Annotated in this window: 34 protein-coding genes; all 34 read left to right on the top strand. The window is 35.9% G+C overall.

Annotated elements, in window-relative coordinates:
• The first annotated feature begins 64 nt into the window (after positions 1-64).
• The 34 genes from C1H69_RS23450 to C1H69_RS22945 all read left to right on the top strand — a co-directional run bounded on the left by C1H69_RS23450 (position 65) and on the right by C1H69_RS22945 (position 23,417).
• Entirely contained in the window at positions 65-730 is a 666-nt protein-coding gene (locus C1H69_RS23450; RefSeq protein WP_133155032.1) for a hypothetical protein, read from the top strand.
• Positions 731-732: 2 nt separating this feature from the next.
• Positions 733-1,356, top strand: coding sequence for a hypothetical protein (locus C1H69_RS23445; RefSeq protein WP_133155031.1), 624 nt, complete (start codon positions 733-735; stop codon positions 1,354-1,356).
• A gap of 360 nt (positions 1,357-1,716) precedes the next feature.
• Positions 1,717-2,043, top strand: a complete 327-nt coding sequence (locus C1H69_RS23035; RefSeq protein ID WP_102655721.1) for a hypothetical protein — start codon at positions 1,717-1,719, stop codon at positions 2,041-2,043.
• Between the two features lie 340 nt (positions 2,044-2,383).
• Entirely contained in the window at positions 2,384-2,923 is a 540-nt protein-coding gene (locus C1H69_RS23440) for a hypothetical protein (RefSeq protein WP_133155030.1), read from the top strand.
• Positions 2,917-3,720 (top strand): TMEM33/Pom33 family protein, encoded by an 804-nt coding sequence (locus C1H69_RS23435; RefSeq protein ID WP_133155029.1) that lies wholly within the window; start codon positions 2,917-2,919, stop codon positions 3,718-3,720. The genes C1H69_RS23440 and C1H69_RS23435 overlap by 7 nt, the downstream gene beginning before the upstream one ends.
• 480 nt (positions 3,721-4,200) lie before the next feature.
• On the top strand, positions 4,201-4,806 hold the full coding sequence (locus C1H69_RS23030) for a hypothetical protein (protein ID WP_102655720.1): 606 nt from the start codon (positions 4,201-4,203) through the stop codon (positions 4,804-4,806).
• Positions 4,807-4,818: 12 nt separating this feature from the next.
• Complete coding sequence (locus C1H69_RS23430; RefSeq protein ID WP_133155028.1) at positions 4,819-5,061, top strand: hypothetical protein; 243 nt, start codon at positions 4,819-4,821, stop codon at positions 5,059-5,061.
• A 2-nt stretch (positions 5,062-5,063) separates the two neighbouring features.
• Positions 5,064-5,312, top strand: coding sequence for a hypothetical protein (locus C1H69_RS23025; protein WP_102655719.1), 249 nt, complete (start codon positions 5,064-5,066; stop codon positions 5,310-5,312).
• Positions 5,313-5,396: 84 nt separating this feature from the next.
• A complete protein-coding gene (locus C1H69_RS23425; RefSeq protein WP_133155027.1) occupies positions 5,397-5,747 on the top strand; it encodes a hypothetical protein in 351 nt (116 codons plus the stop codon).
• Positions 5,748-6,131: 384 nt separating this feature from the next.
• The gene (locus tag C1H69_RS23420; RefSeq protein ID WP_133155026.1) at positions 6,132-6,425 is read left to right on the top strand and encodes a hypothetical protein; all 294 of its coding nucleotides are present in this window, start codon (positions 6,132-6,134) and stop codon (positions 6,423-6,425) included.
• Positions 6,426-6,491: 66 nt separating this feature from the next.
• Positions 6,492-6,749, top strand: coding sequence for a hypothetical protein (locus C1H69_RS23415; RefSeq protein WP_133155025.1), 258 nt, complete (start codon positions 6,492-6,494; stop codon positions 6,747-6,749).
• Between the two features lie 189 nt (positions 6,750-6,938).
• The gene (locus C1H69_RS23020; protein ID WP_102655718.1) at positions 6,939-7,505 is read left to right on the top strand and encodes a hypothetical protein; all 567 of its coding nucleotides are present in this window, start codon (positions 6,939-6,941) and stop codon (positions 7,503-7,505) included.
• A 90-nt stretch (positions 7,506-7,595) separates the two neighbouring features.
• Positions 7,596-7,910 (top strand): TraR/DksA C4-type zinc finger protein, encoded by a 315-nt coding sequence (locus C1H69_RS23410; RefSeq protein ID WP_133155024.1) that lies wholly within the window; start codon positions 7,596-7,598, stop codon positions 7,908-7,910.
• 12 nt (positions 7,911-7,922) lie between these two features.
• Positions 7,923-8,171, top strand: coding sequence for a hypothetical protein (locus C1H69_RS23015; RefSeq protein ID WP_133155023.1), 249 nt, complete (start codon positions 7,923-7,925; stop codon positions 8,169-8,171).
• A 1,425-nt stretch (positions 8,172-9,596) separates the two neighbouring features.
• On the top strand, positions 9,597-9,773 hold the full coding sequence (locus C1H69_RS23760) for a hypothetical protein (RefSeq protein ID WP_165789571.1): 177 nt from the start codon (positions 9,597-9,599) through the stop codon (positions 9,771-9,773).
• 17 nt (positions 9,774-9,790) lie between these two features.
• A complete protein-coding gene (locus C1H69_RS23005; RefSeq protein WP_102655715.1) occupies positions 9,791-10,027 on the top strand; it encodes a hypothetical protein in 237 nt (78 codons plus the stop codon).
• On the top strand, positions 10,024-10,284 hold the full coding sequence (locus C1H69_RS23000) for a hypothetical protein (protein ID WP_102655714.1): 261 nt from the start codon (positions 10,024-10,026) through the stop codon (positions 10,282-10,284). The genes C1H69_RS23005 and C1H69_RS23000 overlap by 4 nt, the downstream gene beginning before the upstream one ends.
• Positions 10,281-10,568: a hypothetical protein gene (locus C1H69_RS22995; protein WP_102655713.1), complete on the top strand. Its 288-nt coding sequence runs from the start codon at positions 10,281-10,283 to the stop codon at positions 10,566-10,568. The genes C1H69_RS23000 and C1H69_RS22995 overlap by 4 nt, the downstream gene beginning before the upstream one ends.
• Before the next feature lie 17 nt (positions 10,569-10,585).
• Positions 10,586-11,296: a hypothetical protein gene (locus C1H69_RS22990; protein ID WP_102655712.1), complete on the top strand. Its 711-nt coding sequence runs from the start codon at positions 10,586-10,588 to the stop codon at positions 11,294-11,296.
• A 54-nt stretch (positions 11,297-11,350) separates the two neighbouring features.
• Positions 11,351-11,731: a hypothetical protein gene (locus C1H69_RS22985; RefSeq protein WP_102655711.1), complete on the top strand. Its 381-nt coding sequence runs from the start codon at positions 11,351-11,353 to the stop codon at positions 11,729-11,731.
• Between the two features lie 13 nt (positions 11,732-11,744).
• Complete coding sequence (locus C1H69_RS22980; protein WP_102655710.1) at positions 11,745-12,074, top strand: hypothetical protein; 330 nt, start codon at positions 11,745-11,747, stop codon at positions 12,072-12,074.
• A 141-nt stretch (positions 12,075-12,215) separates the two neighbouring features.
• Positions 12,216-12,812 (top strand): hypothetical protein, encoded by a 597-nt coding sequence (locus tag C1H69_RS22975; RefSeq protein WP_102655709.1) that lies wholly within the window; start codon positions 12,216-12,218, stop codon positions 12,810-12,812.
• 412 nt (positions 12,813-13,224) lie between these two features.
• Entirely contained in the window at positions 13,225-13,704 is a 480-nt protein-coding gene (locus tag C1H69_RS23405) for a hypothetical protein (protein ID WP_133155022.1), read from the top strand.
• Positions 13,697-14,071, top strand: a complete 375-nt coding sequence (locus tag C1H69_RS23400) for a hypothetical protein (protein ID WP_133155021.1) — start codon at positions 13,697-13,699, stop codon at positions 14,069-14,071. The genes C1H69_RS23405 and C1H69_RS23400 overlap by 8 nt, the downstream gene beginning before the upstream one ends.
• A 510-nt stretch (positions 14,072-14,581) precedes the next feature.
• On the top strand, positions 14,582-14,968 hold the full coding sequence (locus C1H69_RS23395; RefSeq protein WP_133155020.1) for a hypothetical protein: 387 nt from the start codon (positions 14,582-14,584) through the stop codon (positions 14,966-14,968).
• A 27-nt stretch (positions 14,969-14,995) separates the two neighbouring features.
• Complete coding sequence (locus C1H69_RS23390; RefSeq protein WP_133155019.1) at positions 14,996-15,496, top strand: hypothetical protein; 501 nt, start codon at positions 14,996-14,998, stop codon at positions 15,494-15,496.
• 65 nt (positions 15,497-15,561) lie between these two features.
• On the top strand, positions 15,562-15,831 hold the full coding sequence (locus C1H69_RS23385) for a hypothetical protein (RefSeq protein ID WP_133155018.1): 270 nt from the start codon (positions 15,562-15,564) through the stop codon (positions 15,829-15,831).
• Complete coding sequence (locus C1H69_RS23380) at positions 15,828-16,538, top strand: hypothetical protein (protein WP_133155017.1); 711 nt, start codon at positions 15,828-15,830, stop codon at positions 16,536-16,538. The genes C1H69_RS23385 and C1H69_RS23380 overlap by 4 nt, the downstream gene beginning before the upstream one ends.
• Before the next feature lie 2,031 nt (positions 16,539-18,569).
• A complete protein-coding gene (gene mobC / locus C1H69_RS22970; RefSeq protein ID WP_102655708.1) occupies positions 18,570-19,334 on the top strand; it encodes a plasmid mobilization relaxosome protein MobC in 765 nt (254 codons plus the stop codon).
• Positions 19,324-21,219 (top strand): relaxase/mobilization nuclease domain-containing protein, encoded by a 1,896-nt coding sequence (locus tag C1H69_RS22965; RefSeq protein ID WP_102655707.1) that lies wholly within the window; start codon positions 19,324-19,326, stop codon positions 21,217-21,219. The genes mobC and C1H69_RS22965 overlap by 11 nt, the downstream gene beginning before the upstream one ends.
• A 617-nt stretch (positions 21,220-21,836) precedes the next feature.
• On the top strand, positions 21,837-22,100 hold the full coding sequence (locus C1H69_RS22960) for a hypothetical protein (protein WP_102655706.1): 264 nt from the start codon (positions 21,837-21,839) through the stop codon (positions 22,098-22,100).
• A 52-nt stretch (positions 22,101-22,152) separates the two neighbouring features.
• Positions 22,153-22,446, top strand: a complete 294-nt coding sequence (locus C1H69_RS22955) for a hypothetical protein (RefSeq protein WP_102655705.1) — start codon at positions 22,153-22,155, stop codon at positions 22,444-22,446.
• The gene (locus C1H69_RS22950) at positions 22,430-22,768 is read left to right on the top strand and encodes a hypothetical protein (protein WP_102655704.1); all 339 of its coding nucleotides are present in this window, start codon (positions 22,430-22,432) and stop codon (positions 22,766-22,768) included. Before C1H69_RS22955 ends, C1H69_RS22950 begins: the two co-directional genes overlap by 17 nt.
• A gap of 94 nt (positions 22,769-22,862) precedes the next feature.
• Positions 22,863-23,417, top strand: a complete 555-nt coding sequence (locus tag C1H69_RS22945) for a hypothetical protein (RefSeq protein ID WP_102655703.1) — start codon at positions 22,863-22,865, stop codon at positions 23,415-23,417.
• The last annotated feature ends 31 nt before the right edge of the window (positions 23,418-23,448 follow it).

The raw sequence follows: 23,448 nt of genomic DNA, 5'->3' as shown, positions 1-23,448 counted from the left end.
ACATTTATTGATAAAATGTGATATAATGATGTAAGTATATAACAATAATTACAAGGAGAGTAATATGAAAAAACAAAATGAAAAGGATGATCCTAAAGAAAAGAATGAAGGGTCTGGTGTAGTTAAGATAGCACTAGCCCCTTTTAAGTGGGTTTATAAGGCATATCCTAAAAAATATATGAGTATAGGTAGAACATACACTTCGCCAGGTGCTATATCGAAGAATACAGCAGATCACTATAAGTCTGTTAAAGCAAATAAAGCCTATAGTCGTGAGCAAATAAAAAAGGAATTTAAGAGCATTACCACTAACCTAAGTAGATCTAGAAGAAGATATATCGGAAATATGAAAAGGCTGGGAATGCATTACGAAGATAGAGTTCGTGAGTATAGGTGGGGTCAGTTTGTCCAATTTGCTTCAATGATTTTCTTTGCTTGTATGTTTATCCATGCACAGTTACATATTTTTATTGCAAACACTAATGGAGAGTATTTGTTAATAATCAATAATGGAATAAATTCAACCATACTTTCATTGACTGCAATAATATCTAGTGTGGGATATTTCGTAGGAGCATGGAAAGGCTTCTCAGCAAGAAATATGATGCAGTTGAATCCTTTTCAGTTTCTAGAGATACTTATTAGGCATCCTTCTGAGATATTGCCTTTACAGGATTTTGAAGAAAATTTAGAAAGTTGTTACGGTTACAATTTTTCAGGGAGTAAATAAATATGGATAAAAAAAATGTAGTGAATAAAACATGGAGAGGCACGAAGTTTATAGGCCACTCTTTTAACCCTGTTAATTGGGTCACACCTTTTTTTAGATATAACCCAACAGGTATATCGGGGATCACAAAAAATATTCTTAATGGCATCAATGTTAAAAAGATTTTCAGTAAAAAAGGTAATAAAGATCTTTATGAAGCTTTAATGTCAGCTAAATCTAAAAGCACATTTAAAAGAAGTATGGAAAAAGAAGGATTAACAGAAGCGGATCTAAAAGTAGGTCATAGTAGATATCAAAAAATGATGTTAGCTATGATAATAATACCCCTTTGGCCTATTTATCATCTATTCAATTTAATGAATACTTTGTTTAATCAGGGCTTTTCTTTGCTTCCTTTTTTATCTTCGATACTTATACCTTTAGCTGGTTTTATGTTCTGTATATTCTTATACTTTTATTTTGCATGGTTAGCATTACGGATTAGAAACAATATGCTTTTTAGCCCAAGGGAGTTCTTTATTATCTGTAAGCAAGATATAACTAACTTATCACCTTTTGAAGAATACGAGGATACACTAGTAAATAAAGAAAAGGAGGGGAAAGATAAGAAGAAAAATAAACTGTAAAAGGCTCGCTGAAGCGAGCTAGGTATTGAGGATGGAGGTAATTTAAAACGTGAAGATAAATTACAACGATCAGGGATAAATCCACCCTTCAATAACTAGAGAGACAGCCTTTAACAAAAATATAGAATATAGCTGTGATACAATGATAATATAACAAGGAGAAAAATATGAAAAAAATGAAATTGCCAACATTCAGGCAAGCAAAAATAATAGCAACAGTGGTTTTTTTAAACATACTTATACTTACGATAAATATAGTCACTGAAGGTGATAAGAGCCTACTGTTCATACTAGGTATCATCAATACCTACACATTGATAAATGTGATTTTATACTACAAACAAAATAGGAGAAACAAATATGCAGTATTTACAAAAGTTAGTTAAGCTTCAGTTAGTTAAGGTGGTAGGTGAGGATCGAGTAGAATATTACTATATTGATTTCTTCAGCCAGCATGACTTTAATCAGATCCAGAATCTTCCCCATAAGATTCTTGATGAAGTCCTACTCCCAATATCTCACTGTGAAGCCATTAGAGATAATTTCAGAGCTCTCTATGTGTCATACGAAACCGATGGAGTCGTATCAGATAAAGTTGCCTACAATCTCAACGGCGACCGATACAAGAGGGTGCGAAAATGGATAGAATTTTATCGCAAATTTAGTGATGATTTCCTTCCTGAATAACTACCTAAAGAAGCCATAAAATATGGCTTCTTTCTTTTTGAAGTTCTTTTCCATCTTTTTAATTATTAAAAAAGTATAAAGTCAAGGTCAAATAAATAAGACTTTCCGTTTTAAATGTGATATAATTATATTTGATGACAACAATAACAAGGAGGTTATTATTATGGATGAATTAGATTTTGAAAGACAAGGGATTATAACTGAGTCATACGACTACTATAATGATCACAGACAACTATCTATTGATGATATCAATTATGAAAGATTCGAGTCTGATTATGGAAGAGAACAGTTAACTGAAGAAGAATTGAGATCAATATAATAATAAAAGGAGAAATATATGTTTAATACTCAAGCGAGATTCCAAATAGAAGCAAGCAATGGTGGCGAGCCAATATACTACAAAGGGAAAATGTATAGCTGTGAAGAAGAGCTTTTTGACGACAATAATAAAGTTGAAGGATTAACTTTCAATAGCTATAGGAAGAGATTATCTAGGCAGAGAGTAAATAACCAGTTGCTTGATCGAGATAGTGCATTAGAGACACCACTAAAAAGACAGCCATTTAGCTTCGAGTATGAAGGTGATTATTACAGGTCTTTGAATAGTTTCTACAAAGGTCTTACTGACGAAGACAAAGATCCGAATTTAAAGAACACAACCTTCTCAAGTCGTGTAACTGAGATATTGAATGCTGAAAGAGGGCATTCAGTTGAGGATGCTATCTTCATTGCTCTCAATGCAAAGCCAAAAGAATCACTGTTCTTGCATATCGAGCACTACATAAGAAATAAAATAATAAGAAACAATCAGGGTGATGTTGAGTCACTAGTCAAGGAAAGCATTAACAGAGAAATGAAAGGGAGAAAATTATGCTAAATAAAATAAAAACAATGTTGAGAGCAATAGGGGGAGGGGTAGTTAAGACAGCGAAATGGATATTGATGCTTCCCGTTAGGTTCATCAAATTTGTAGTAAGAATGCCGTTTACCCTTGCCTTGCTCCTAACTCGTAAGCCAGTTGATTTTTATCAATCATTTAATACTGACAATGATACAGAACACGGGAGGAAGGCTAAATATCTTATACTTACATCTTTTGTGTTTCTTTCAATTAGTAGGTTTCCTGATTTAATGAATTCTCAAAATCCTATTTATGTGGCATTGGTCCCAATAGTAATTTTTTGTTTATTATCAGCGACAGTTCTTTTATGCGGGGGGTTGATCCATAAGTTTAATAAAGCACTCATAGTATTTAATGTATTAAGTCATTACAATGCTTTTTCTTACAGAAAAGCCATTCGTTTTATTGCACAGATACAAGTATTGATAGCTGTGCCTTCATCTATACTTGTTCTTATGGCTTATGCAAATTTAATCGAAGATTTTGCATACTGGTTGATTGTCACTGTTGTTACTTCATTAACATTGATAGCAATGTTTAGCTATGCTGTTTTACAATATTTAGAAGAGGGTGAGCGAGAGGGGCTAAGATATAAAAGCCTGGAAGATAACTCATTTTCTTCAAAGCCAATTGAAGATGTTGTTAAAATCCCGAAGCTAAATAAGTTCCATACTATATTTTTTGTTTTAGTAGCAACTTTCTTAGCTACTGTCTTTAAACCAATAGTGTTGATTGTTGGTGGCTTAGAAGCTTCGAAGTTCGTATTCGGTTAATACACACGAAGGATGGAACCATAGCCCCCCTCACTACAGGGGGGCTTTTTGTTTTCGCTCCACAGGCTTCAAGGAAGCTCTCAGAGGCTGTTCAACACAGCAAGCAGGGTCAACATACCCCTTACCTAGTAGAAGCTGGCTCAGAGCCACACAGAAGGAGCTAGCCATATACCACCACAGAAGCTCTCAGACGAGATCCAGCATCGAGGGTAGGGCAACACACCACCTAGCCACCAGGAACCTTTGTAGAGCTTCACAGAAGCCCGTTGCCACTGACAAGCATGATAGGAGCGAAGATAAAATCACTATTTAAATGCTCTTCAATAGTTGCCTCACAATCTTCCTATTACTTCTCCCTAATTTTATCTCTTATAAAGCTAATTATTAAGTAATAAAGACTTATTAACAAAAATGTGATATAATAATAGATATAAGGTAAAGGATTACCTTAAAAATAACAACAATAACAAGGAGTGTTATATGAGTTATGACAAACAAAAGGAAGTTTATAAAAATCATATAGAGCCAAATATAACGAGATATACAAGAATTGAGTTCAACAAGCAAGAATTGATGCCAATTATAGAGCTAACAAAACAGATAGTGGAAGAGAAAGAAAAAGAGTTCAACTATCAGATAGATGGCATAAGCACACACAAGAGATATATGACAGGGCTCATAGGTGAATTAGCGGTTGAGAGATTACTTGGCATCAACTTCATAGACTACACACAAGAAGCCAACCAGACCCATTCTAAATATTTCAATACACCAGATTTAGAAAATGCAGGTATCAACCTAGGTGTTAAAACGGTTGAATATGGCAAAGTCCCGCTAATCCCTTTTTATAATAACTACTCCCAAATCATTTGTATAAGAGATACACCAAAGAGTGTGTTGGTTTGCGGTATTGCGACCAATGAAATACTTAATACCTATCAAGATGAAGAGTTGGTGCTATCAAAGAAGTTGAGAGAACTTAATGATATCAAAAGAAGCAATAACAATATCAGGAATATAAAAACGGGCTTCTATGGTTTTCATAAGCTTATTGATATCAACACAATAAAAACAAAAGTGGCATAAAAGGAGAGAGCTATGAGACAAGATATAACATATTTCGCAGAATATCTAAGAGGCGAAGAAACAAAAAGAAGAACAGGGAAAGACTTTGATAGGGCTGTATTATCAAAACTAGACACTACTCTATATCTTCTGCAAGACCTACCTACAAGAGCAGGGATATCTACAAGAACAGGAATATTTGAGAATTTCTTGGCTTATAGCGATAGCCAACAATCCTATATCGCTTACTTGATACTACAACAGCAAGGAGAATAACTATGGACTACAACACTTTTTATCTACATATAGAAAACGAGATATCTTATCTAAACAAACAAATATGTGAGGCAGAGAGGAACCTGAAAGGAAATTCTCTATCAGTTAGAATGAAATCACTACTCGAAGATAAAGATATTGTCATCAATAAAGCATTTAAAGAACTTCAAGTGCCATTACACCAACAAGAAGAATTTAAAGATATTCTGTTCACTGATGATGAATTTGACCATCTATGTGATGTAGCATAATTAAACATAGCTTTTATAATTAAATGTGATATAATTATATTATTATGGTTAAATAGTTTTATAATAAAAATAAGGAGAGAGTGTATGGATGAAAGTATTTCAAAAACTAATAGTATAGAAGTTATGATTGATGGCAAAAAATATCCAAGTATAAGGCAAGCGGCAATAGCAAAGAAACTGCCACCCTATGTTGTTTACAACAGAATATCGCTTTACGGCATGTCAAAAGAAGAGGCATTGAGTAAGCCGATAAAGAAGCCTGCTTCTGTTGTTATAAAAGGTGTGAAATATCCGTCTCTAAAGAATGCCTTTGAGAAAATTGGCAAGGTGAGTTTTTCAACATATCAATTCAGAAGGCATAAAGTGGTTGAAGCTAAGAAGAGTTTACAGCACTTTGCTGAATACATTGTTGGCCTCAATTCAAAAGCCCCCTGATAGGGGCTTTTTTATGCTCGCTGAAGCGAGCTAGGTATTGAGAGAAGGAGTGAAGGCAGGAGTTGTGACACAGGGCGAGGGTCGGGGTAGGCATAGAGATACCCTGGAGGAAACAAAGGCTCAGAGAGCAAAACTAGCCCGCTTTACACCACATAATTCGATTATTCGACCCTTCAATAACTAAGCGAAGCGATATAATCCCCTTGACTCAATAAAAAAATTATATTCAAAACTAGCAGAAGTGCTTTATATATTGCATAAACAGCATATTTATTTAAATAAGTCAATAAATATTAAAGACTTTCCGTATAAAATGTGATATAATCATAAAATAGAGATAAGGGAATGTCTCAAAAACAAAATAAACAAAAAAGGAGTAAGATTATGAATAACAAAATAATGAAAACAGTAGGAATAGCTTTAGTATCAACAACAATGTTTTTATCAACTTCAACATTAGCCCATTCGCTCAGTAATGAAGCAGATTATATGGCTAAAAGTAAGTCCTTAACAGAAGTAGTTGAATCAACAAATGGTTATTTAAGTGCGGTATTACCACAATCCTTTATAGTAATACCTTTACTAATGGTAGCCCCAGCTTTAAATTTATTTATAGATTTTGATAACTATTCCGATAATGAAGTTGCCAGCTTCCCTAATGAAGTTGATAAAGGTTAAAGCAAACAATAAAAAACACAAAGCCCGCAAGAATTGCGGGCAACAAAACAAAAAAGGAGAAATATTATGAAAAAAATAATCAAAGAAGTAATACCATATAGCCTAGCTATTACCTCGTTATCTGTAGTATTAAGTTTAATGTTTAATCCTACAACATTTCTTACATTAGGTTTATTACCTCTTGCAGGTATGGTTTTATTTCTATTTACATGGGCGACTGTTTCACTTGTCTTTGTAGTTCTATGTTTTATTAAAGCCACTAATTCATTTGGTAATAATCTTGATAACAATCCAGCAATTAAATTCAAAGAAGTCGAAAAGTAAGAAAAAGCCCGCAGTCATTGCGGGCAATTAAAACAACAAGGAGAAACTATGAGTAAATTGAAAACAATATCAAAGAAAGCAGGAATAGTAGCTTTACAGATTATAGCAGTGCCAGTGGTTACTGTTGTCGGCTACTATATTCTAAAAGCAATTCAAATAATTTAACAACAAAAACCAAGGAGAAAGACAATGAGAAATTTAACAAAAACAGCATTAGCAACAGCATTGATAGCAATATCAGCAACAGCCCTAGCAGAAGACAGGCAGATCCACATGAGCTTCATAGAAGCCACAGGGCATGACAGACAGCTTGTTATCAATCATGACACACACGGCTACCCAACCGATGCAAACGAGCTCACAGCAATTCTAGAAGCACAGGGAGCCACAATCGAAGCAAGATACGGCCTACAGATGCCTTCAGAACCAGGTGTGCCAGAGACTATCAATCGAACGTCTATTCATAACGTCGGCGGTGATATCGTTGATCGAGGTCTTGAATACAGCATCATGACTTCAGATGCCTACCCTGGTGGCTACGATGTTCATTACAGTGTGAGCCATAGCGGTATCGCTGATATCGTCGTAGAAGATGGAATCATCGTTCCTGTCATGGATGCTAAGCACTTAACAGAAACCTTCAATGTTGAAGAGGGTTATGACTTCAACCATACAGCTACATATCGAATTAAAGATATGGATGATGAAGGCTTCTTTATGCCCAAGCGAGTCTATGTTGTTATCAACGTAGAATAGCTATTATACAGCCCCTATTAGCGAGGGGCTGTTTATTAACTCAATAGAGGGTTTTTATTGAGTGTATAAGAATAAGAAAAGGAGTTTGTTATGATAAAGGGATTAGCGGTATTAGGATTGATGGCAATAGGTTTTGGCACTTCTGCATTAGGTTTTCTTGGTAGCAATAAAGTGAAACCGCACGAATACTGCGAGGTTATTATAAGTGATCTTGTGGATGAAGCTTATAAAGAAAGTGAATATTACACATCAAACGAAATTAACCGCTCAGCTAGAATGTATAATAGAAACGGAAACGGTATAGATATGTGCCTTCAGACTTTTGAAAATCTTGGCTACGACATAAGCGAAGAAGGGAGAAGAAGCTTTATCGGCAGGGCAATAAATAGAATAAAACAATATTAAAGGAGAAATGATATGGGAACCACAAGAATAATAGCAGGATTTTTATTAGTAAATATAGCAATATGGAATGTGTCTATGGTATATAATGTGCCAGCAATTCTAGCTTACTTGCTTATGTTTATTGTATCAATCGGCATAATCAAGCTTGTCTTGTATGTGAATAAAAGTGAAGCAAGAGAGCTTGCTTTAAAAGAAGAATATGAGAAAAAACAAGCATCGAATGATGAAAAAATAAAGGAGCAGGTAAATGAGAAAGGCTAAAACCGTCTCGCTCTTATTGCTTTCAATATCATTGATATCAATTTCGATAAATGCACAGTTCAGCCCGCTATCTCACTCAATCGCTATTGCAGTGCTAGCGGGATGCTCCACATTATTGATAGCAAAAAAATATAGAGTTATCTAAGTGTTCTCTCTTTTACAGAATAGGGTTATACCCCTGAAAAAATAATTCTAAGAAAGAGAGACCATATGATTCACTTCAATGGTGATAGGTTCTTAGGTCCGCACTAATTTTTTTGTCGGCAACATCGGCAGGCTCTTGAAAGCACTAGCTAAGCCTTAAATTCGCTTTCAAGGGCTTTTTTATTGAGATCAACCGTAGTTATTGAGATCAAAAGCTTTTGTCTTTGATAGCAATGAGAGGAAAGTGTATTTAAGACTTAGCTAGTGCTTTCAAGTTGCCTGCAATAGAAGTGGATCTAAACCCCGTTTGTGATATAGTGATAGTGGTCAGGAAAATAAGAGGCAAGGAATGATGGTGCTATCACAGTGCTACTCAATTACTAAAAACACAGTCAATATATTGATAGTGTGGGCTGTATACTTATTTGTTCTCAATGTGGCGATGCTTTATGAAGATACCGCTATTCTTTTATGGCTTGCTCGCATTGCTCTTTTTGTATCAGCAGTGGTGACAGTGAAGGGGTATTTGCTCAAAGTTCTTGAAAGCATCTATGTCTTAATGACCAATAGGTAAGCTGACGACCGTAGATCTCTTCTACGGTTTTTTATGCTCGTTGAAGCGAGCTAGGTATTGAGAGAAGGGATGAAGGCAGGGACTGTGACACAGACGAGAGGTGGGGTAGGCATAGAGGCACCCAGGGTAAAACAACGGCTCAGAGAGTAAAACTAGCCCACCACACACCACAAAACCCTATCAATCCGTCCTTCAATAACTAAGCGAAGCGATATAAGCCCCTTGACTCAACAAAAAAATTATATTCAAAGCTAGCAGAAGTGCTTTATATATCACATAAACACCATATTTATTTAAATAATGCAATAAATATTAAAGACTTTCCGTATAAATTGTGATATAATCATAAAATAGAGATAAGGGAATGTCTCAAATAACAAACAAAACAAAAAAGGAGAAATATTATGAAAAAAAAGATAATCTATACAATAGGTGCATTACTAAGTCTTATTAGTGTTTTACCAATATTTTCTGGTGTAAGTCTTATACAAAAAGCTATATTATCTATCGATCAATTTATAGCAAGCCTAAGTGATACGAGTCTACTCATATTCCTTAGCTTACTTATGATTTCTGGCTTAATAGTCTTGATATTAGATAAAAAGGGTAATAGGTAATTAACAATAACTATAAAGAGGTAGTAGAGAATTTTTAAAGAAAAACAAAGCCCGCAGGAATTGCGGGCAATAACAAAAAAGGAGAATAATATGAAAACAACAATCACTTTGTCAGCAATAACAGCACTAACCACAACAGCCGTATTCAGCTTCACAGGGATAGCAGTAGATGGCTTAACACCCATCGCAACAGGAGTAGTAGTTTCAGTATTCGCTATCGCTGTGCTTACTCCAAAATTTAATAAGATAGCAAAAAAAATAGAATAACAATAAAGGAGAAAACTATGAGACACATTAAAGGATTATATTTAGAAATAGTTAATAGAGAAAATATGCTTTTGTTTATTGCTTTTATGACTGGTTTTGCAGTATTTAATATTATTGCAAAGCATAGAGGTGCTGAAGAAAATGTTTTTAGTTTAGAATATGGGTTTTTTTTCACAGCTATTTATATAATAGTGCATTCAGCTTTTAAATATAAGCCTAAGAAGATTAAAGAGATTGAAGGAGAAGAAAAATGAAAAAAATAATGGATAACAAAATAAGCGAGCATATACTTTCAATCTGGGCATTAGCTATCTTTTTCAATGTCTTTATCTATATTGCACATATGACAGGTAGCCCTATTGCAAATCCGTTTGTTAGTATGCTTCAAGAAATAGGATATAAAGCTATGATATTGCAATTTTTTAATTCATTGATAGCAGTGACAGCATTATATTCAATCTTTATGTTTATAGCATATATGATGATTAAGTTTAAAAGGAGGGGGAAATGAAAAAACTACTACTAGCACTACCACTATCAACCCTTTTGCTTTCAACAGCACAAGCCCAGCAGAACACAGAGCAAGATCTGCTAGACAGTATGCTCTACCAGATGACAGGTCAGCTACAGGGAAAGCAGACGAACCCAGCCGACAACCCGCTTCTACAAGCCTTAGAGGCAGAGAAGCAGGAGAGAAGGGTAAGTGTTGAGAGCAACCGCTTATCGAAGCCCCTAGCGAGCTTTGATAGTAATAGAGATAGGCAACCTATATCCAGATCATTCAGAGATCAATAAAATAATAAGGAGAAAATATGTTAAGAAATATAGAATACAAAGGGAAGATATACAAAAACCCAAGGGAATTATATAGACACAACAAACCACATCATTCAGTGACTATCAATGCCTTTGAAGCTAGATGCAGAGGCAATTGGGATATTGATGATGCTCTTGATACACCTAAACAACCAAAAGGAAGGCGAAAAAAGCCTAAGACCAAGGAAGAGCTAACCCAGAGGCTCAAGCAGGTTGTCAGCAAGAACAAGCCCACAGAGGCCGAGGGAGCCATGCAGGGAGCCTTCAGAGAGGCGATAGGCTCACAGCAGGGCAAGGCACCTACGGAGATACCGAAGCCCGTAGAACAGCATAGGTTCAAGCCTAACACCGCCCTTGCTCTCAACAAGGAGATACACCCAACAGAGAAGCGAGTAAGCCTATATGTCGCCAAGACAGAGCTATCAGGCCAACACAGAGCCGTAATAGGCTTCACCACAGAGAAAACACCTTCAGATCTGGAATTCCTTGATACCGAAATCCTATTGATAGCAAAAGTGGGATTCACCACAGCAGGCCAGATACAGAACAAGATCGTTGAAGTGTTCTTCAGTCAGCACAACATAGATGAATCAGCAGATATGGCTTCATCACAAGTGTTTGACTTCAATGATGGAGACTACTTCAATGCTCTTGATTACATCTACTCATTGATTTCAAGCTATCAGAATTCACAGCAACAAGCTTAATAAAAAGTCCTGATAATTTCATCAGGACTAAAACAATAATAAAAGGAGAAGATAATGATACAAAAAGTAAGAGCATTGAAAAAGAAAATATCTAGTTTACATAAGAAGCTTGAGGTTGCTAACAATAATATTGAAGGCAAAAAAGAGGCTTACGAAAATTCTATTAGATACAAAGAGAATATTCAGCGACAGATATACGAAGCACAGCAGGAGCTTGAAAATACGAGCAAGAGCGATGAGTTAATAGTATCTGACCATTCACTTATCAGATACCTTGAAAGGGTTAAAGGGTTAGATATAGAAGCTTTGAGACAAGAAATAGTAACTGATGAAATGAAAGCTCTATATAAAAAGTTAGGAGATGGAAAATACCCTATAGAGCAAGAAGGTGGTAAAGCAGTCATAAAAAATGGAATAATCGTTTCAATCGTTTAAACAAGGAGGGAGCATGGATAACAAGGGAGTTATTTTAGAGAAAGGAATACATATAGTGCCAGAGAAGATAGCATCAAGCGAAGATGATGCTACCTTCAAAATCACAGTCAGATGGTATGACGACGATAAAAAGAAAACCTTCGATATTCACTATATGTATTTAAATGTCGCTTTTGATAGCAATGGTAGGTTGACGACAACAAAGGAAGAAATACTTGAAATCAAAAAGTATTTCTTTGGTAGATCGGTATTTCATGGCTATCTATTGAAAGCAAAAAATCCGAAAGCCAAGCTGTGCGAAACTATCATGGAGCTTATCGAAGCCGAAATTCAAAAGCTGTGATGAAACCACGAACTCAGAACTTCAAGCCACTTGGTAGCAAGTGGCTTTTTTTTGCTAGCAATAGAGCTATTGAGAAAGGTGAATCAGTCAATGAACCTTAAATATGATATAATGTTCAAACAATAATAATAAGGAGACAATATGGAATACAAAAAAGTTGATAAGCTAATACAAGATATAAAGAGTGGCACCATTGATATCAATGAAAAGCCCGAGTTAATACAATTCGTAGAATATGAAGAAGACTACCACCTACTACTTTCAAAGCTCTCCCTATTGAAGTCAATATTAGGGTATAACTATTTCACTGATAACCGTATAGAAGCAATAGCAAAGAAAATGCAAGCCAAAAGATACGATGGCATGTTCTATAAAAATGGTTTATCAGTGTATTCTTCGCACGATAAAAATACCAAAAAGATTGAAATACAGAAGCTGAGAAAATACATAATAATTCCACAAGAAGTTTTCAGAGCTTACCAAAAAGAATTTCAGTTTAGAGACTTGCCAAACCCGTTAGATGTAATGATAGGGCAGATGGTGGGTTATGAAGATGTTGATATCAAAGTGGTGAAACAGCTAAACAAGCCAAGACATAGATATGAAGTAGTAATGGCTGAAAGTGAAAACTACTTCTTAGTATCACAAGTAGATGAATATACTGGACTACCACTAGACTTCGTATTTGAGGGCAAAGAAAAGGACTATATCAAACAACTCATAGAAAGCTATATTTGATGGAAGAGCCACCTAATCAGGTGGCTTTTTTGATAGCAAAGCATACTCGCTTTGCTCGCAGGAATTGAGAGAAGGAATGAAGGCAGGGGCTGTGACAAAGGGCAAGAAGGTGGAATAGGCATAGAGATACCCTGGAGCAAACAACGGCTCAGAGAGCAAAACTAGCCCGCTACACACCACAAAACCCTATCATTTCGCCCTTCAATAACTAAGCGAAGCGATATAATCCCCTTGACTCAATAAAAAAGTTATATTCAAAGCTAGCAGAAGTGCTTTATATATAACATAAACACCACATTTATTTAAATAAATCAATAAATATTAAAGACTTTCCGTATAAAATGTGATATAATCATATATAGAGATTAGGGAATATCTCAAATAAGAACAAAACAAAAAAAGGAGAAAGACCATGAAAAACAAAAAATATAGAATAGGAGCTTTAATAGGTGGAATCATATCACTTGTGGTGAGTTTTTTTATTAGTTTATTAGCATTATCATACTCATATAATATTCAAAGAGATCCTTATTCAAGCACTTTAGAAAAAGTAGAAGAGTTTAAGAATAAAAATGAAGAGCTTAAAGGGAAAATAAGCAAGCAGGGTGAGATGATTATTTATAACGATAAAGAAAATACTATTGAATGCCATATTGTGAAAAATAAATATAAAACTTTATTCGATTGTGAAAGTGATAATTTGGATAGTTCAATGAGTTTTGCTGTTAATATTGATAGTAGAAGGCCGTCCGACCAATTCATCTATACAGATGTTATTAACTTCGATGACTATCATTGCGACATTGATGGAAAATTAAATGATCATACTCTTATCAAGTGTCTATTTAGTGCAATAATAATTAAAGATATACAAGGAGAAATTTATGAATAATAATAGTTTTAAAAAAGGGGTATTTGTCGGAGCTATAAAAGTTTCAATGATCGTTTTTGCTCTTACAGCAATTTTCATTAGTTCTGATTATTATGGCAACAAAAGTCTTCAAGAGGATGCTGAAAATAGATTAGAAATTCAGCAAGCAGAATTTGAAAGATTACAGCAAGATTTTGAATATAGAAAAGATAAGGAAAATTTAAAATCTTATCATACTTATTCTGATGACTTAGATTGTAAAATTATAAGTCTGGTTGAAAAAAATATTGAAGCTAAATGTCAGGACGGTAGTGCTTACGATATAACTATGAAGGTGATATCTTGGTATATGGAAAAGAATACAAGCTCTTTACCGACTAATAACTAGATCTTTTAATAGGAATAATAAGTTAAATACTAAGGAAGGCACTTTTAATAATAACATATATAAAACCAATAAAAAGCCCGCATCAGCGGGCTTTCTCTTGCTCAGAATCAAGCAACAAAACCACCACACAGCTTTCAGCAGGGCGAGTAGGCCACCACACCACCAGCCATAGGAAGCCCATACAGCACCGCTCAGATGAGATCCAGCATCGAGGGTAGGGCAATGCCACACCTATCCACCAGAAGCCAGCACGGAGCTCCACAAGAAGATCCAGACCACAAAACCTATCAATCCGCCTTTCAATAACTAAGCGAAGCGATATAGCCCCTTGACTCAATAAAAAAGTTATATTCAAAGCTAGCAGAAGTGCTTTATATATAACATAAACACCACATTTATTTAAATAATGCAATAAATATTAAAGACTTTCCGTACAGATTGTGATATAATTATACTATTGAGATAAGGCAATGTCTCAAATAACAAACAAAACAAAAAAGGAGAAAGATTATGAATACATTAACTAATATTTACAGCACAGCACTAGAAGCAAAAGCAACCAGTATTAAAATTGAAGGTAGCGAGAGAAAGCTATTCTCAACTAATACACCAGAAACAATATCATTCAACATAGATGGGCAATGGGTAAGACAGCAAGCTTTAGAAAAAGAATTAAATGGTAATGCTTTTAAAAATACCATTTCAGCCATTACAAACAACATATCTATTTCTAAAAGCGAAACAAAAGAAAAGGTTTTCTTTGAAAAAGCTATGTCTCTGGACAGTGTGGCTCTTTCAGTAACTAGATTGAATAAAAATCTGATTATTGAGCTTGATAGCAACAAAGAAGAAACAAGCGAAGATGATTCAATCCTATACTTTGCAAAAGCAGCTTAAACAACAATAATAACAAGGAGAAAAACAATGAGCAAACTACAATGCACAATACTAGCAATACCACTTATAGCAGGGATAACCCTATTTGGTTTCAAGTTCAATGAGTCACAGAGCCAAAGAGAAGCAGTAGATATCAGACAATCAATAGCTGAAACATTCAATAATGAAACATACAAGGATGCCGACATAGCTACTGTATTTGAAATAGGTAGTATAATAGGGTCATATCAAATAATGAATCGCCTTGTTGAAAAAGATGAAGTCATTGTTGAAAGCAATAAATTTCAAGAAGGCAACAATCTACATAACAGTATAGTTAGCTACAACAAAGAGTATTTCCAAGTTCATCAGGTTAGCGACAAAGCTTGCGACATAATGAAGAAAAGCAGTAAACCAATGGAAGGACTATATAGCTGTGAAGACAACACAGTTAAAATAAAAAATATTGATAATAAATGGGTATACGGAGAGGGAGCTAGTTTCCCAATGACAAAAGAAATAGTTAGAGTATATGCAGTAAATCAATAATATTATAGAAAATAAAGCCCGCACGGTTGCGGGCAATAAAGAAAACAAAAACAAGGAGCAAGACAATGAAAAACAAAATGATGAAAATAGCAGTCAATATAATAGGTTTAATGATATTACTAGCTATATTTTTAATCGCAAATACAGGTTTTTTTGAAGTTGGAAACTATATAATAACAACTTATGTAGATGCTACTGGTTCAGCAATGATTTTGGCGACTTTAGTGCTTTCAGTGTCGTTTACAGCTACATTTTTATTTTGTATATACAATATATTAAATATTTATTTTAGAGGAATAGATAGAATTTTTAATAAAAAAGGAGCAAGACAATGAAAAACAAAATGATGAAAACAGTAGGAATAGCTTTAGTATCAACTTCAATGTTGGTAGCAAATGGGGTGGTGGCACACGAAAATACTGAGAGTGTTACTAATAATGAGGAATCTTCAAAAGTTTATATTCTAGCAACACTTAATAAAGGTATGGGTGTTTTATCAAGAGGATTATCTTCTAATAGTTCTTCTAAAGATGAAAATTATAACTTTACGTTGCCGCCAGTCCCAGGCTTAATAACTTTGAGTTCAATTACAGTTTCAGCTACAAAATATATTGCTAGTTATTTTACTAGTGAGGATAATAATGAGATAAGTAGTATAGAAGGAACCCTTTTTAATTCAACAGAAGATTTTAAGATCAATGCTTCTAGTGTAAGTGTAACCACCATATCTAATACAAAAAACTATGAAGATTTATTTACAGATAAAGATAGTAAAGTCACCACTTTTACAAGCCAAGATGGAACACTTGAAATCAAAGTGACGGAGAGAGATGGTGGTAAAGAAAACACAGACCATGTAAATTTCAAAGTGACAAGAACTGTGCATCTTAGCACACAAGCTAATACTTTAGATGAAAGGATGAAAGAGCAAGGCTATAAAATATATGAGCCAGAAGGAAAGATTGAAAATTTCTTTCTTGGAAGAGGCACAGTTTATAAAAGTAAAGATGGAGCTAGAATAGTCAATGTTTTAGATAAGTGATACCAAGCCCGCTTATGCGGGCTTTTCTTTTGCCCGCAATCCAGCCACACAGCCACCACACGGCCTTTCAGTAGTAGAGCAGGGCAACGACAGCACTTAACCACCTGAAGCCAGTAGAGAGCTTCACAGGGAAGGGAATAGCAATCCCCTGGACATAGAGACACCCCCCCGTTGACGACAAAAGGATCTCGCACCGCTCACATCGAGGATACCCCCGCTTGATGACAGCCACGGCCACCAAGCCCGCTTCTCCCGCCTATGCTCGCAGGCTCGCAAGGGCAGGAACCCTAACCCATACTCACACACCAACAGGCTCACAGGCTCGCCACAGCTTCAGATAGATGCATCATAGGCTCTCGCCTTTCTTCGCTATTGTTTCGCCAAACCCCATGGCTCAACAAAAGCTCTGAAAGGCTCGACTTCTAAAAGCTCTGCTCGCAAGCTCGCATAAAACCTTTCTCCCCTTGCTCGCAAGCTCACAAAGGGAACCCCTACCACAATCGCTATATGAAGCTCAGGTTCGCAAGCTCACCACAGCTTCACATAGCTCCCAAAACACAAAGGCTAGGCTTCGCCCAGCCCACTTTATAAAACCCAGCAAAGAGCAAAATAGAAGCTTGTAGCAATGAAACCTAACACCATTGCTCTCAATATAACCCCTTTGTTGAAAGAAATTCAGTCATTCCCAAACCCATCACTTCAAGGAGATTAGAAGCCTACTTTAAGGAACAAGCAATAAACGTATATGCGACCTACAAGAAACTTGAGGCGACTGAAACCCTCTTATTGATAACAAAATTTCTGTTGTTGAAAGCAATATTATATTGATAGCAACGTATATATTTAACGAAAAGTATATGTGCCAGCAAGCACCATTATTGTCTTCAAAATGTATATTCATCTTGCTTACAGGATAGGGTAATGATTACAACCATATTGAATTCAATGAAGGGGAAAATTAAAAGACTTTCCAGAATGGATTCCAGACTTTCCAGAATTATTAGAAAGACTTTCCAGTTTTAAGATTCTCAAGGATTTTCAAAGATTCTTGGAAATCCTTGAAAATCTCTAGAAATCCTTGGAGCGGTTTATAAGAGACTTGAAAGCAATGAAAAGGAGAGGCTAGGGTATATATTTTAGGTTTGGTATACGTGTGTATTGAAAGCAATGATTTTGGTGGCAAGGGTATATATTTTACGAAAAGCATTATTCTATTAAACCGATCATCCGCCCTTCAATAACTAAAAAAGGCATTGTTTAAAGGTATATGTTTTGCAAACACTATATACAAGCATAAACCAGCGAACTCTCTTAAATGCTAGTATGGCAAGCTTACCTGCCTAAATGGTAATAATTCTTGAATATATCTAAATAGGGGATAATAAATATAGGGGATTTTTTCATAGCTAAATAGCACAACATACGGGCATTCAATTTTTAAGATAAAAACACAATTTACCGACTAATAGGCCAAATAGGGGAAGGTGGTATTTTCATATTGACTGGTAATTATCTATCAATGGTGTAAAACTGTTTTTCAGAAATAGCAGTTTACAGATAAGTTAGTGAATACTAACTAATTTTGTGACTATTTCTTATTATAACAAAGAGCAAGGCTATCTTTTTTCCCCTATTCGCTTCGCTCATAGTTGAAAAAAGAACCACTCGTTCGGCTCGCCACTTCGTGTCTTCACCTTCACTTCGTTGCCTTGCAAGGGGCTCTGCCCCGTTGACCCCGCAGCCTTCGGCTGGCTTCGTTGACCCCAAACCCAGACACATTCAGGGAATGTTCCACCGCCTAAAGGTTAGGCGGTATAAACCATGTTGCTAACAATCCGAGGCGGATTGTAATGCAACATCAATACTATATATGTGATATAATAGTGTTTAAAGTTGAGGCAACTTTATATTGCCACCAATAAATATTGAAGACAACTTTAAATTGCTTTCAATAAGTGACGAACTAAATAAGCTTTATATACTCTTATAATAAAGAGTAAACAATAACAACAATAAAGGAGAGCAAATCTGATGGAACAGATTGAAGAGAAAAACAAAGCCCCAAGATACAAAACAGTCAAGATAAGAGTCAGTCAAAATGAATATACATTGATTAAAGAGATTGCTGGCGAAACCAATGTGTCTACACAGATAAGAGATATGTTTCTTGATGAGCAAGAGTTTGCTTTCAAGAATATGCCAAAAATAAATAACCACCTGCTAAGGGAGGTGGCGATGATAGTTAATAACGTTAATCAGTTAGCAAGAGCCGTTAATGAAAATAAAGGTAGAGCTAGAGAAGAAGAGTCTTTGTATTCAATGGAGTTGTTAGCAACGATAGAAAAGCAGGTTCAGGAAATACTTGATTGTAATGTAATGAAGGTTAAGGGTCAGAGAGAATTTAAAAAGTTGATATCAAGTAATGAAACTATTAGAGAGTTTAGCCCAATCAATGAAAATAGAAAAAGAGAAATCAAGATATGTTTCAACCAAGAACAGTATGAGCAATTGATATCAAAGTCTGAAGAGCTTGGTGGCAAACCAGTTGCTAGGGTAATGAGAGAATATTTTATTTCACAGGCAGAGAGAGTTAAAAAAGCTATACCGCCAGCTAAGTATGAAATGGTATCAGAGCTTAATACAGCAGGCACCGCTTTAAACTATATAGCGAAGGGAGTTAACGAAAGAAGGAAGGCAGGGGTTAGCTTAGTTCTCCATTCCGTTATGGCTCAACTTGAAATGGTTCAAGGATTGATAGAGAAGATACACAACAAGGAGACTACAAATGATTTTTAGATACTTCCCATACGGCAGTAAAAAATTCGCACTAAAATGCAAGCTTACTGGTAACAAAGGTGGCTTGAATGCGATTAACTATGTTAGAGGCAACAAAGACCATGCTGGTGAATTCAGAAAGGTTCTTCCTGAGTTAATGAAAGGTGATCCAGAGTTGATGGCTCACATTCTCTCGGAAGGGAAATATGCCAATGAATATATATCTGGTGCATTGAGGTTTACAGAAAGAGATTTGAGTAAAGAGTTCCTGCATAAAATAATCGAAGAACACGAAAGAATGTCTTTACCAGGGCTGGAACGACACCAGTATGCAAGCCTATGGTATCTACATAGAGATAAGGATGATATTGAGCTTCACTTTATTTATTCAAAGGAAGAGTTAACGACAGGTAAGAAACTTGCACCTTATGTTTACTATAAAATGGGTAGCAAAGAGAAAAACTGGGATTACTACAAAATGGATCACTGGCAAAATGCTATCAATGCTGAATACAATTTAGGAGATCCAAAGCACCCATTGAATAGGCAAGCGATATCAGAAGCAGATATAAGACTTCCATTTGCATCTAAAAACTCGCTGGAAGCCATCAATGAAGAGGTTGAAAGGAGAATCAATAGAGGTCTTATTAAAGATAGGGCATCGCTTCTAACTGAGTTGGAAGGCATTGATGGAGTTATTGAGGTTAGCCGTATCACCAAGAAAGCAATCAGTGTGAAGGTGGAGGGCAGGAAAGCACCAATCAGGCTCAAGGGAACTGTTTATGAGGAAGGCTTTACATCGGAGAACTTTACTTCCACAGCCTTAGAGAAGGAGGCTGAAGCCTATGATGCTGACAGGGAAGATCGAGCTAAAAGAGAGAGAGCTAAGGCTGAGAAAATATATAGGTATCAAGCCAAGGAAAATAAAGAGAAGTTCAAGCCGAATGAAGGAAAGGTTTTGAAAGCTAAATTCTACACCCTAGTTGACGACAAGATCCTTTCTGGCGAGCTTACCAGCAGGAAAGAAATAGTGGAGTTCCTGAAGGACCAGGATAAGGTTATTGAGGTGGTAGACACACACAAACACCATATCAGTATCTACTATGAGGGTGGAGCAAGACCGTTCAGGATGGAAGGTGAGCCGTTCCAGAGAGAGGGTAGTATTGATAACTATCTAAATACCCTTCTTGGCAACAAGGCAGACAGTGATAAAAAAATAGAGGAAAGAAGAAGGCAAGAGGAAGAGTATTACTTTAGTAAAGAGTTTGGAAATCTTGATTTTGTAAGGCTGAAGGATACTCGCTGGAATGAGTTTGCAAAATCTTTCGATAATATGGAGAACTTAAAAGAACATTTGAGTTCAAATAATGATACAATAGCATGGAGTGAAAGAGAAGATAATATCAAAACCAGCATTGAAGCTGATAGCGATATGACGGAGTTTGATTTATCAATATTCAGAGCTTATGCAGAAGACCCGCATTTTGAAATCAAGGATGATAAAAACAACAATAAGGAGATAGAGAATGACAGAGATTACAAAGCAGATAGAGAAAGAACAGAAAGAATTATTAGAGAGCTTGTCACAAAGCGACCTAGCAGATCGCTTTCAAAATACTTTAAAGATACTGTTGACGGAATTAAAGACACAATCAGAGGTTTCGGCAGAAGTTATAGAAGAGGTCTCAAAAATATACGACAGCTTAGACAGCAGATTGAGTCAAGTAGAGAGAAATCAGAAAGACTTCAACAACAGATTGACTCAGATAGAGAGCAATCGAGAAAAAGAGATGCAGATTTTAAACAGTCTCTCTCAAACTTTGAAAGAGAAGTTTTAATAGTTCAAGAGAAGATGGCGACATACAAACCAGAGTCAAAGAAAAATTTCACCAGACCAAAGATTTAATTTGTTCCAATTGTCAATAACTAAAAGCCACCTTAATAGGTGGCTTTCTTTATGGTGGCTTCGCCACCTAGGTATTGAAGAACAGGGTATTTGCATGAGAAGTGTTAACGTATGTATTAAGTAATTGCCATCTTGGTTTAATATGATATAATGTATTTATAAATATCCATTTGATATTTTATTTTTAGTCAAGTAGTGAGTTTATATAAATCCTTACCGCTATTATTTGCTCGCTACGGAAAGGCCACCTGAAAGGGTGGCTTTTTTTATGCCTATATTTCAGATATATTTTAAATAATTTCATACTTCATTCATACATATAGCACTTTGGCTATATATAAAATATATATAATTATTTGCATTTATTTGTTATTTGTGATATAATAGTATTATAGTGAGAAATGAAGAGTTTCCATTATAACCCCTTTTAGTTTTGTTTAGGTATAAATTGTGGTAGCGATAATCAGCCTCCATCTATAACAAGAATAGTTGCCACAGTGTAGAAAATGACCACTTTAACGAGTGGTCATTTTTTTTGCCTGCAATCCTCAAAAAACTGGATCTCCACAGCATTTGTGATATAATATAAACATAGCAAATCAACAGGGGAAGCAACAATGTTCATTGTTCACAACGACAACCAAAAGCACATCTTCCAGACCTTCAGCCAGCTTGATACTGCTAAGTTAGGTGCCGTATCTCTCTTCGCTACAGAGGAAGAGGCGATGGAGAAGGTTTGTGCCAAGGCTGAAATCATCTTCCTTGAGAAGCTGGAAGCTATCGGCCACATGGCAGAAGAAACGAATGTCATTGATAGTTCAGGTTGCTCAGCGAACATGCCTTTCCCTATCGAAGAAGTGATTAACACCTTCCATCACTAAAATAAAAGGTCGCTGTCCAGCACGGCGACCAACTACTAAAAAGGAGTTCCAAATGTTTATCATCAACCAGTTCGGTCACTATTTTGAAATTGACTCCAATCTTGATGTTGACACCAATGCTTTCTATGATTGCCTTTTCTTCGATACAGAAGAAGCGATGTTAGAGAAGGTTTGCGAACAACAAGATTTAGAAATGGAAGAAGTAGAAGGTTCTACACTTTCTGTAGTTGAGAAAAAAGGTTCTATCTTCGTTATCAATGACCGCTGTGATAAGAAAGAGGTTGAGTTGAAGTATTTATCAGTGAATATCAGCTTTAAGGGGAATAATAATGGACATTCAAAATAAAGTATATTCCGTTCTTGCTAGCAACTCTTGGTATGTTGATATCAACAGCATTGAAGGCAATTTTGTAGAGTTTCAAATTACCTTTGAAGGTGTGGTATTCAATCGAGTGTTGAAGGTGAAGGAGATTGAAGGTAAAGACCTTGTTGCTTTCAAGAAGAAGGGGCTTACCTTCATCGAAGATATCACCGCAGATGCCAGTAACTCGCTTCGCTTCGAGAACCTGTCACAGCAGGACTTCATTAAGATGATAGATCTGGTGGCCACAGCCTTCATAGAAGCTCTAGAAGAAGCATACAGGGAGCGACAACAGGCAGTGGCCTAACACCATACCCACACGACGAAGACCCGCCAGAGAGCGGGTTTTCTAGCTTCTGGTGGTGCTGTATACTTCAGCCTTCATCAAAGGGGGGCAGGCAATGCAAAGCGAGTATGACGTTGAAGAAAATTTTGCTATCAATGTATCGGTTTGCGAAGTGGTTTCGCATAGCAAGAGAAAGGTAGCTGTTACAGTTGCTTCTAAAGACGATAAGCAATACGGCTTTGAAGATATTGTTGAAACAGATGGCACAAGCTTCAACTTCCTATCAGAAGAAACAAGCAATACCTTCGGGGGCAATTCCGCACAAGACAAAGTAGTAAAGGAATTACAAGAAGCTTTTGGAATTAACGAAGAACAAGCTGATGACCTTGCTTTTGAAATGCTTCAAGCAATGTCTTACCAAGAGACAGAAGAAAAGGTAAACGTCTTTTTTGAGAATGTTGAAATCAAAAGTATAGGCGATAAAGAGTCAATCATTTCATATGAAGGTAAAGACTACACGGTTAATAATGTTGGTGTAATGGAAGAAGATGAATGCTTCAAGCTATTTACAGACACATATGAAATTCGTGACATTGAGTTGATGGATGAAGGGCATGTTGTCTGGAACTACATACCCGCTATTCTGTCACGGCTCGCACAGATGCGGTGACACCCTACCTTTCTACAGCCTGAAGAGTTAG

Origin of the sequence: Billgrantia endophytica (genome assembly GCF_002879615.1) — a bacterium.
GTDB classification, from domain to species: Bacteria; Pseudomonadota; Gammaproteobacteria; order Pseudomonadales; family Halomonadaceae; genus Halomonas; species Halomonas endophytica.
The sequence above is the reverse complement of the archived record's forward strand: the minus strand, read 5'-3'. Positions and strand labels throughout refer to the sequence as shown.

Excerpts from the sequence above, each read along its gene's own strand:
- C1H69_RS23450 (WP_133155032.1), top strand. The coding sequence starts at position 65 with ATGAAAAAACAAAATGAAAAGGATGATCCTAAAGAAAAGAATGAAGGG.
- C1H69_RS23025 (WP_102655719.1), top strand. The coding sequence starts at position 5,064 with ATGGACTACAACACTTTTTATCTACATATAGAAAACGAGATATCTTAT.
- C1H69_RS22960 (WP_102655706.1), top strand. The coding sequence starts at position 21,837 with ATGTTCATTGTTCACAACGACAACCAAAAGCACATCTTCCAGACCTTC.
- C1H69_RS23445 (WP_133155031.1), top strand. The coding sequence starts at position 733 with ATGGATAAAAAAAATGTAGTGAATAAAACATGGAGAGGCACGAAGTTT.
- C1H69_RS23380 (WP_133155017.1), top strand. The coding sequence starts at position 15,828 with ATGAAAAACAAAATGATGAAAACAGTAGGAATAGCTTTAGTATCAACT.
- C1H69_RS23415 (WP_133155025.1), top strand. The coding sequence starts at position 6,492 with ATGAAAAAAATAATCAAAGAAGTAATACCATATAGCCTAGCTATTACC.
- C1H69_RS23760 (WP_165789571.1), top strand. The coding sequence starts at position 9,597 with ATGAAAACAACAATCACTTTGTCAGCAATAACAGCACTAACCACAACA.
- C1H69_RS22995 (WP_102655713.1), top strand. The coding sequence starts at position 10,281 with ATGAAAAAACTACTACTAGCACTACCACTATCAACCCTTTTGCTTTCA.
- C1H69_RS22945 (WP_102655703.1), top strand. The coding sequence starts at position 22,863 with ATGCAAAGCGAGTATGACGTTGAAGAAAATTTTGCTATCAATGTATCG.
- C1H69_RS23030 (WP_102655720.1), top strand. The coding sequence starts at position 4,201 with ATGAGTTATGACAAACAAAAGGAAGTTTATAAAAATCATATAGAGCCA.
- C1H69_RS22965 (WP_102655707.1), top strand. The coding sequence starts at position 19,324 with ATGATTTTTAGATACTTCCCATACGGCAGTAAAAAATTCGCACTAAAA.
- C1H69_RS23035 (WP_102655721.1), top strand. The coding sequence starts at position 1,717 with ATGCAGTATTTACAAAAGTTAGTTAAGCTTCAGTTAGTTAAGGTGGTA.
- C1H69_RS23410 (WP_133155024.1), top strand. The coding sequence starts at position 7,596 with ATGATAAAGGGATTAGCGGTATTAGGATTGATGGCAATAGGTTTTGGC.
- C1H69_RS22975 (WP_102655709.1), top strand. The coding sequence starts at position 12,216 with ATGGAATACAAAAAAGTTGATAAGCTAATACAAGATATAAAGAGTGGC.
- mobC (WP_102655708.1), top strand. The coding sequence starts at position 18,570 with ATGGAACAGATTGAAGAGAAAAACAAAGCCCCAAGATACAAAACAGTC.
- C1H69_RS23400 (WP_133155021.1), top strand. The coding sequence starts at position 13,697 with ATGAATAATAATAGTTTTAAAAAAGGGGTATTTGTCGGAGCTATAAAA.
- C1H69_RS23420 (WP_133155026.1), top strand. The coding sequence starts at position 6,132 with ATGAATAACAAAATAATGAAAACAGTAGGAATAGCTTTAGTATCAACA.
- C1H69_RS22990 (WP_102655712.1), top strand. The coding sequence starts at position 10,586 with ATGTTAAGAAATATAGAATACAAAGGGAAGATATACAAAAACCCAAGG.
- C1H69_RS22950 (WP_102655704.1), top strand. The coding sequence starts at position 22,430 with ATGGACATTCAAAATAAAGTATATTCCGTTCTTGCTAGCAACTCTTGG.
- C1H69_RS22980 (WP_102655710.1), top strand. The coding sequence starts at position 11,745 with ATGGATAACAAGGGAGTTATTTTAGAGAAAGGAATACATATAGTGCCA.
- C1H69_RS22955 (WP_102655705.1), top strand. The coding sequence starts at position 22,153 with ATGTTTATCATCAACCAGTTCGGTCACTATTTTGAAATTGACTCCAAT.
- C1H69_RS22985 (WP_102655711.1), top strand. The coding sequence starts at position 11,351 with ATGATACAAAAAGTAAGAGCATTGAAAAAGAAAATATCTAGTTTACAT.
- C1H69_RS23390 (WP_133155019.1), top strand. The coding sequence starts at position 14,996 with ATGAGCAAACTACAATGCACAATACTAGCAATACCACTTATAGCAGGG.
- C1H69_RS23425 (WP_133155027.1), top strand. The coding sequence starts at position 5,397 with ATGGATGAAAGTATTTCAAAAACTAATAGTATAGAAGTTATGATTGAT.
- C1H69_RS23435 (WP_133155029.1), top strand. The coding sequence starts at position 2,917 with ATGCTAAATAAAATAAAAACAATGTTGAGAGCAATAGGGGGAGGGGTA.
- C1H69_RS23000 (WP_102655714.1), top strand. The coding sequence starts at position 10,024 with ATGAAAAAAATAATGGATAACAAAATAAGCGAGCATATACTTTCAATC.
- C1H69_RS23440 (WP_133155030.1), top strand. The coding sequence starts at position 2,384 with ATGTTTAATACTCAAGCGAGATTCCAAATAGAAGCAAGCAATGGTGGC.
- C1H69_RS23395 (WP_133155020.1), top strand. The coding sequence starts at position 14,582 with ATGAATACATTAACTAATATTTACAGCACAGCACTAGAAGCAAAAGCA.
- C1H69_RS23005 (WP_102655715.1), top strand. The coding sequence starts at position 9,791 with ATGAGACACATTAAAGGATTATATTTAGAAATAGTTAATAGAGAAAAT.
- C1H69_RS23430 (WP_133155028.1), top strand. The coding sequence starts at position 4,819 with ATGAGACAAGATATAACATATTTCGCAGAATATCTAAGAGGCGAAGAA.
- C1H69_RS23020 (WP_102655718.1), top strand. The coding sequence starts at position 6,939 with ATGAGAAATTTAACAAAAACAGCATTAGCAACAGCATTGATAGCAATA.
- C1H69_RS23015 (WP_133155023.1), top strand. The coding sequence starts at position 7,923 with ATGGGAACCACAAGAATAATAGCAGGATTTTTATTAGTAAATATAGCA.
- C1H69_RS23385 (WP_133155018.1), top strand. The coding sequence starts at position 15,562 with ATGAAAAACAAAATGATGAAAATAGCAGTCAATATAATAGGTTTAATG.
- C1H69_RS23405 (WP_133155022.1), top strand. The coding sequence starts at position 13,225 with ATGAAAAACAAAAAATATAGAATAGGAGCTTTAATAGGTGGAATCATA.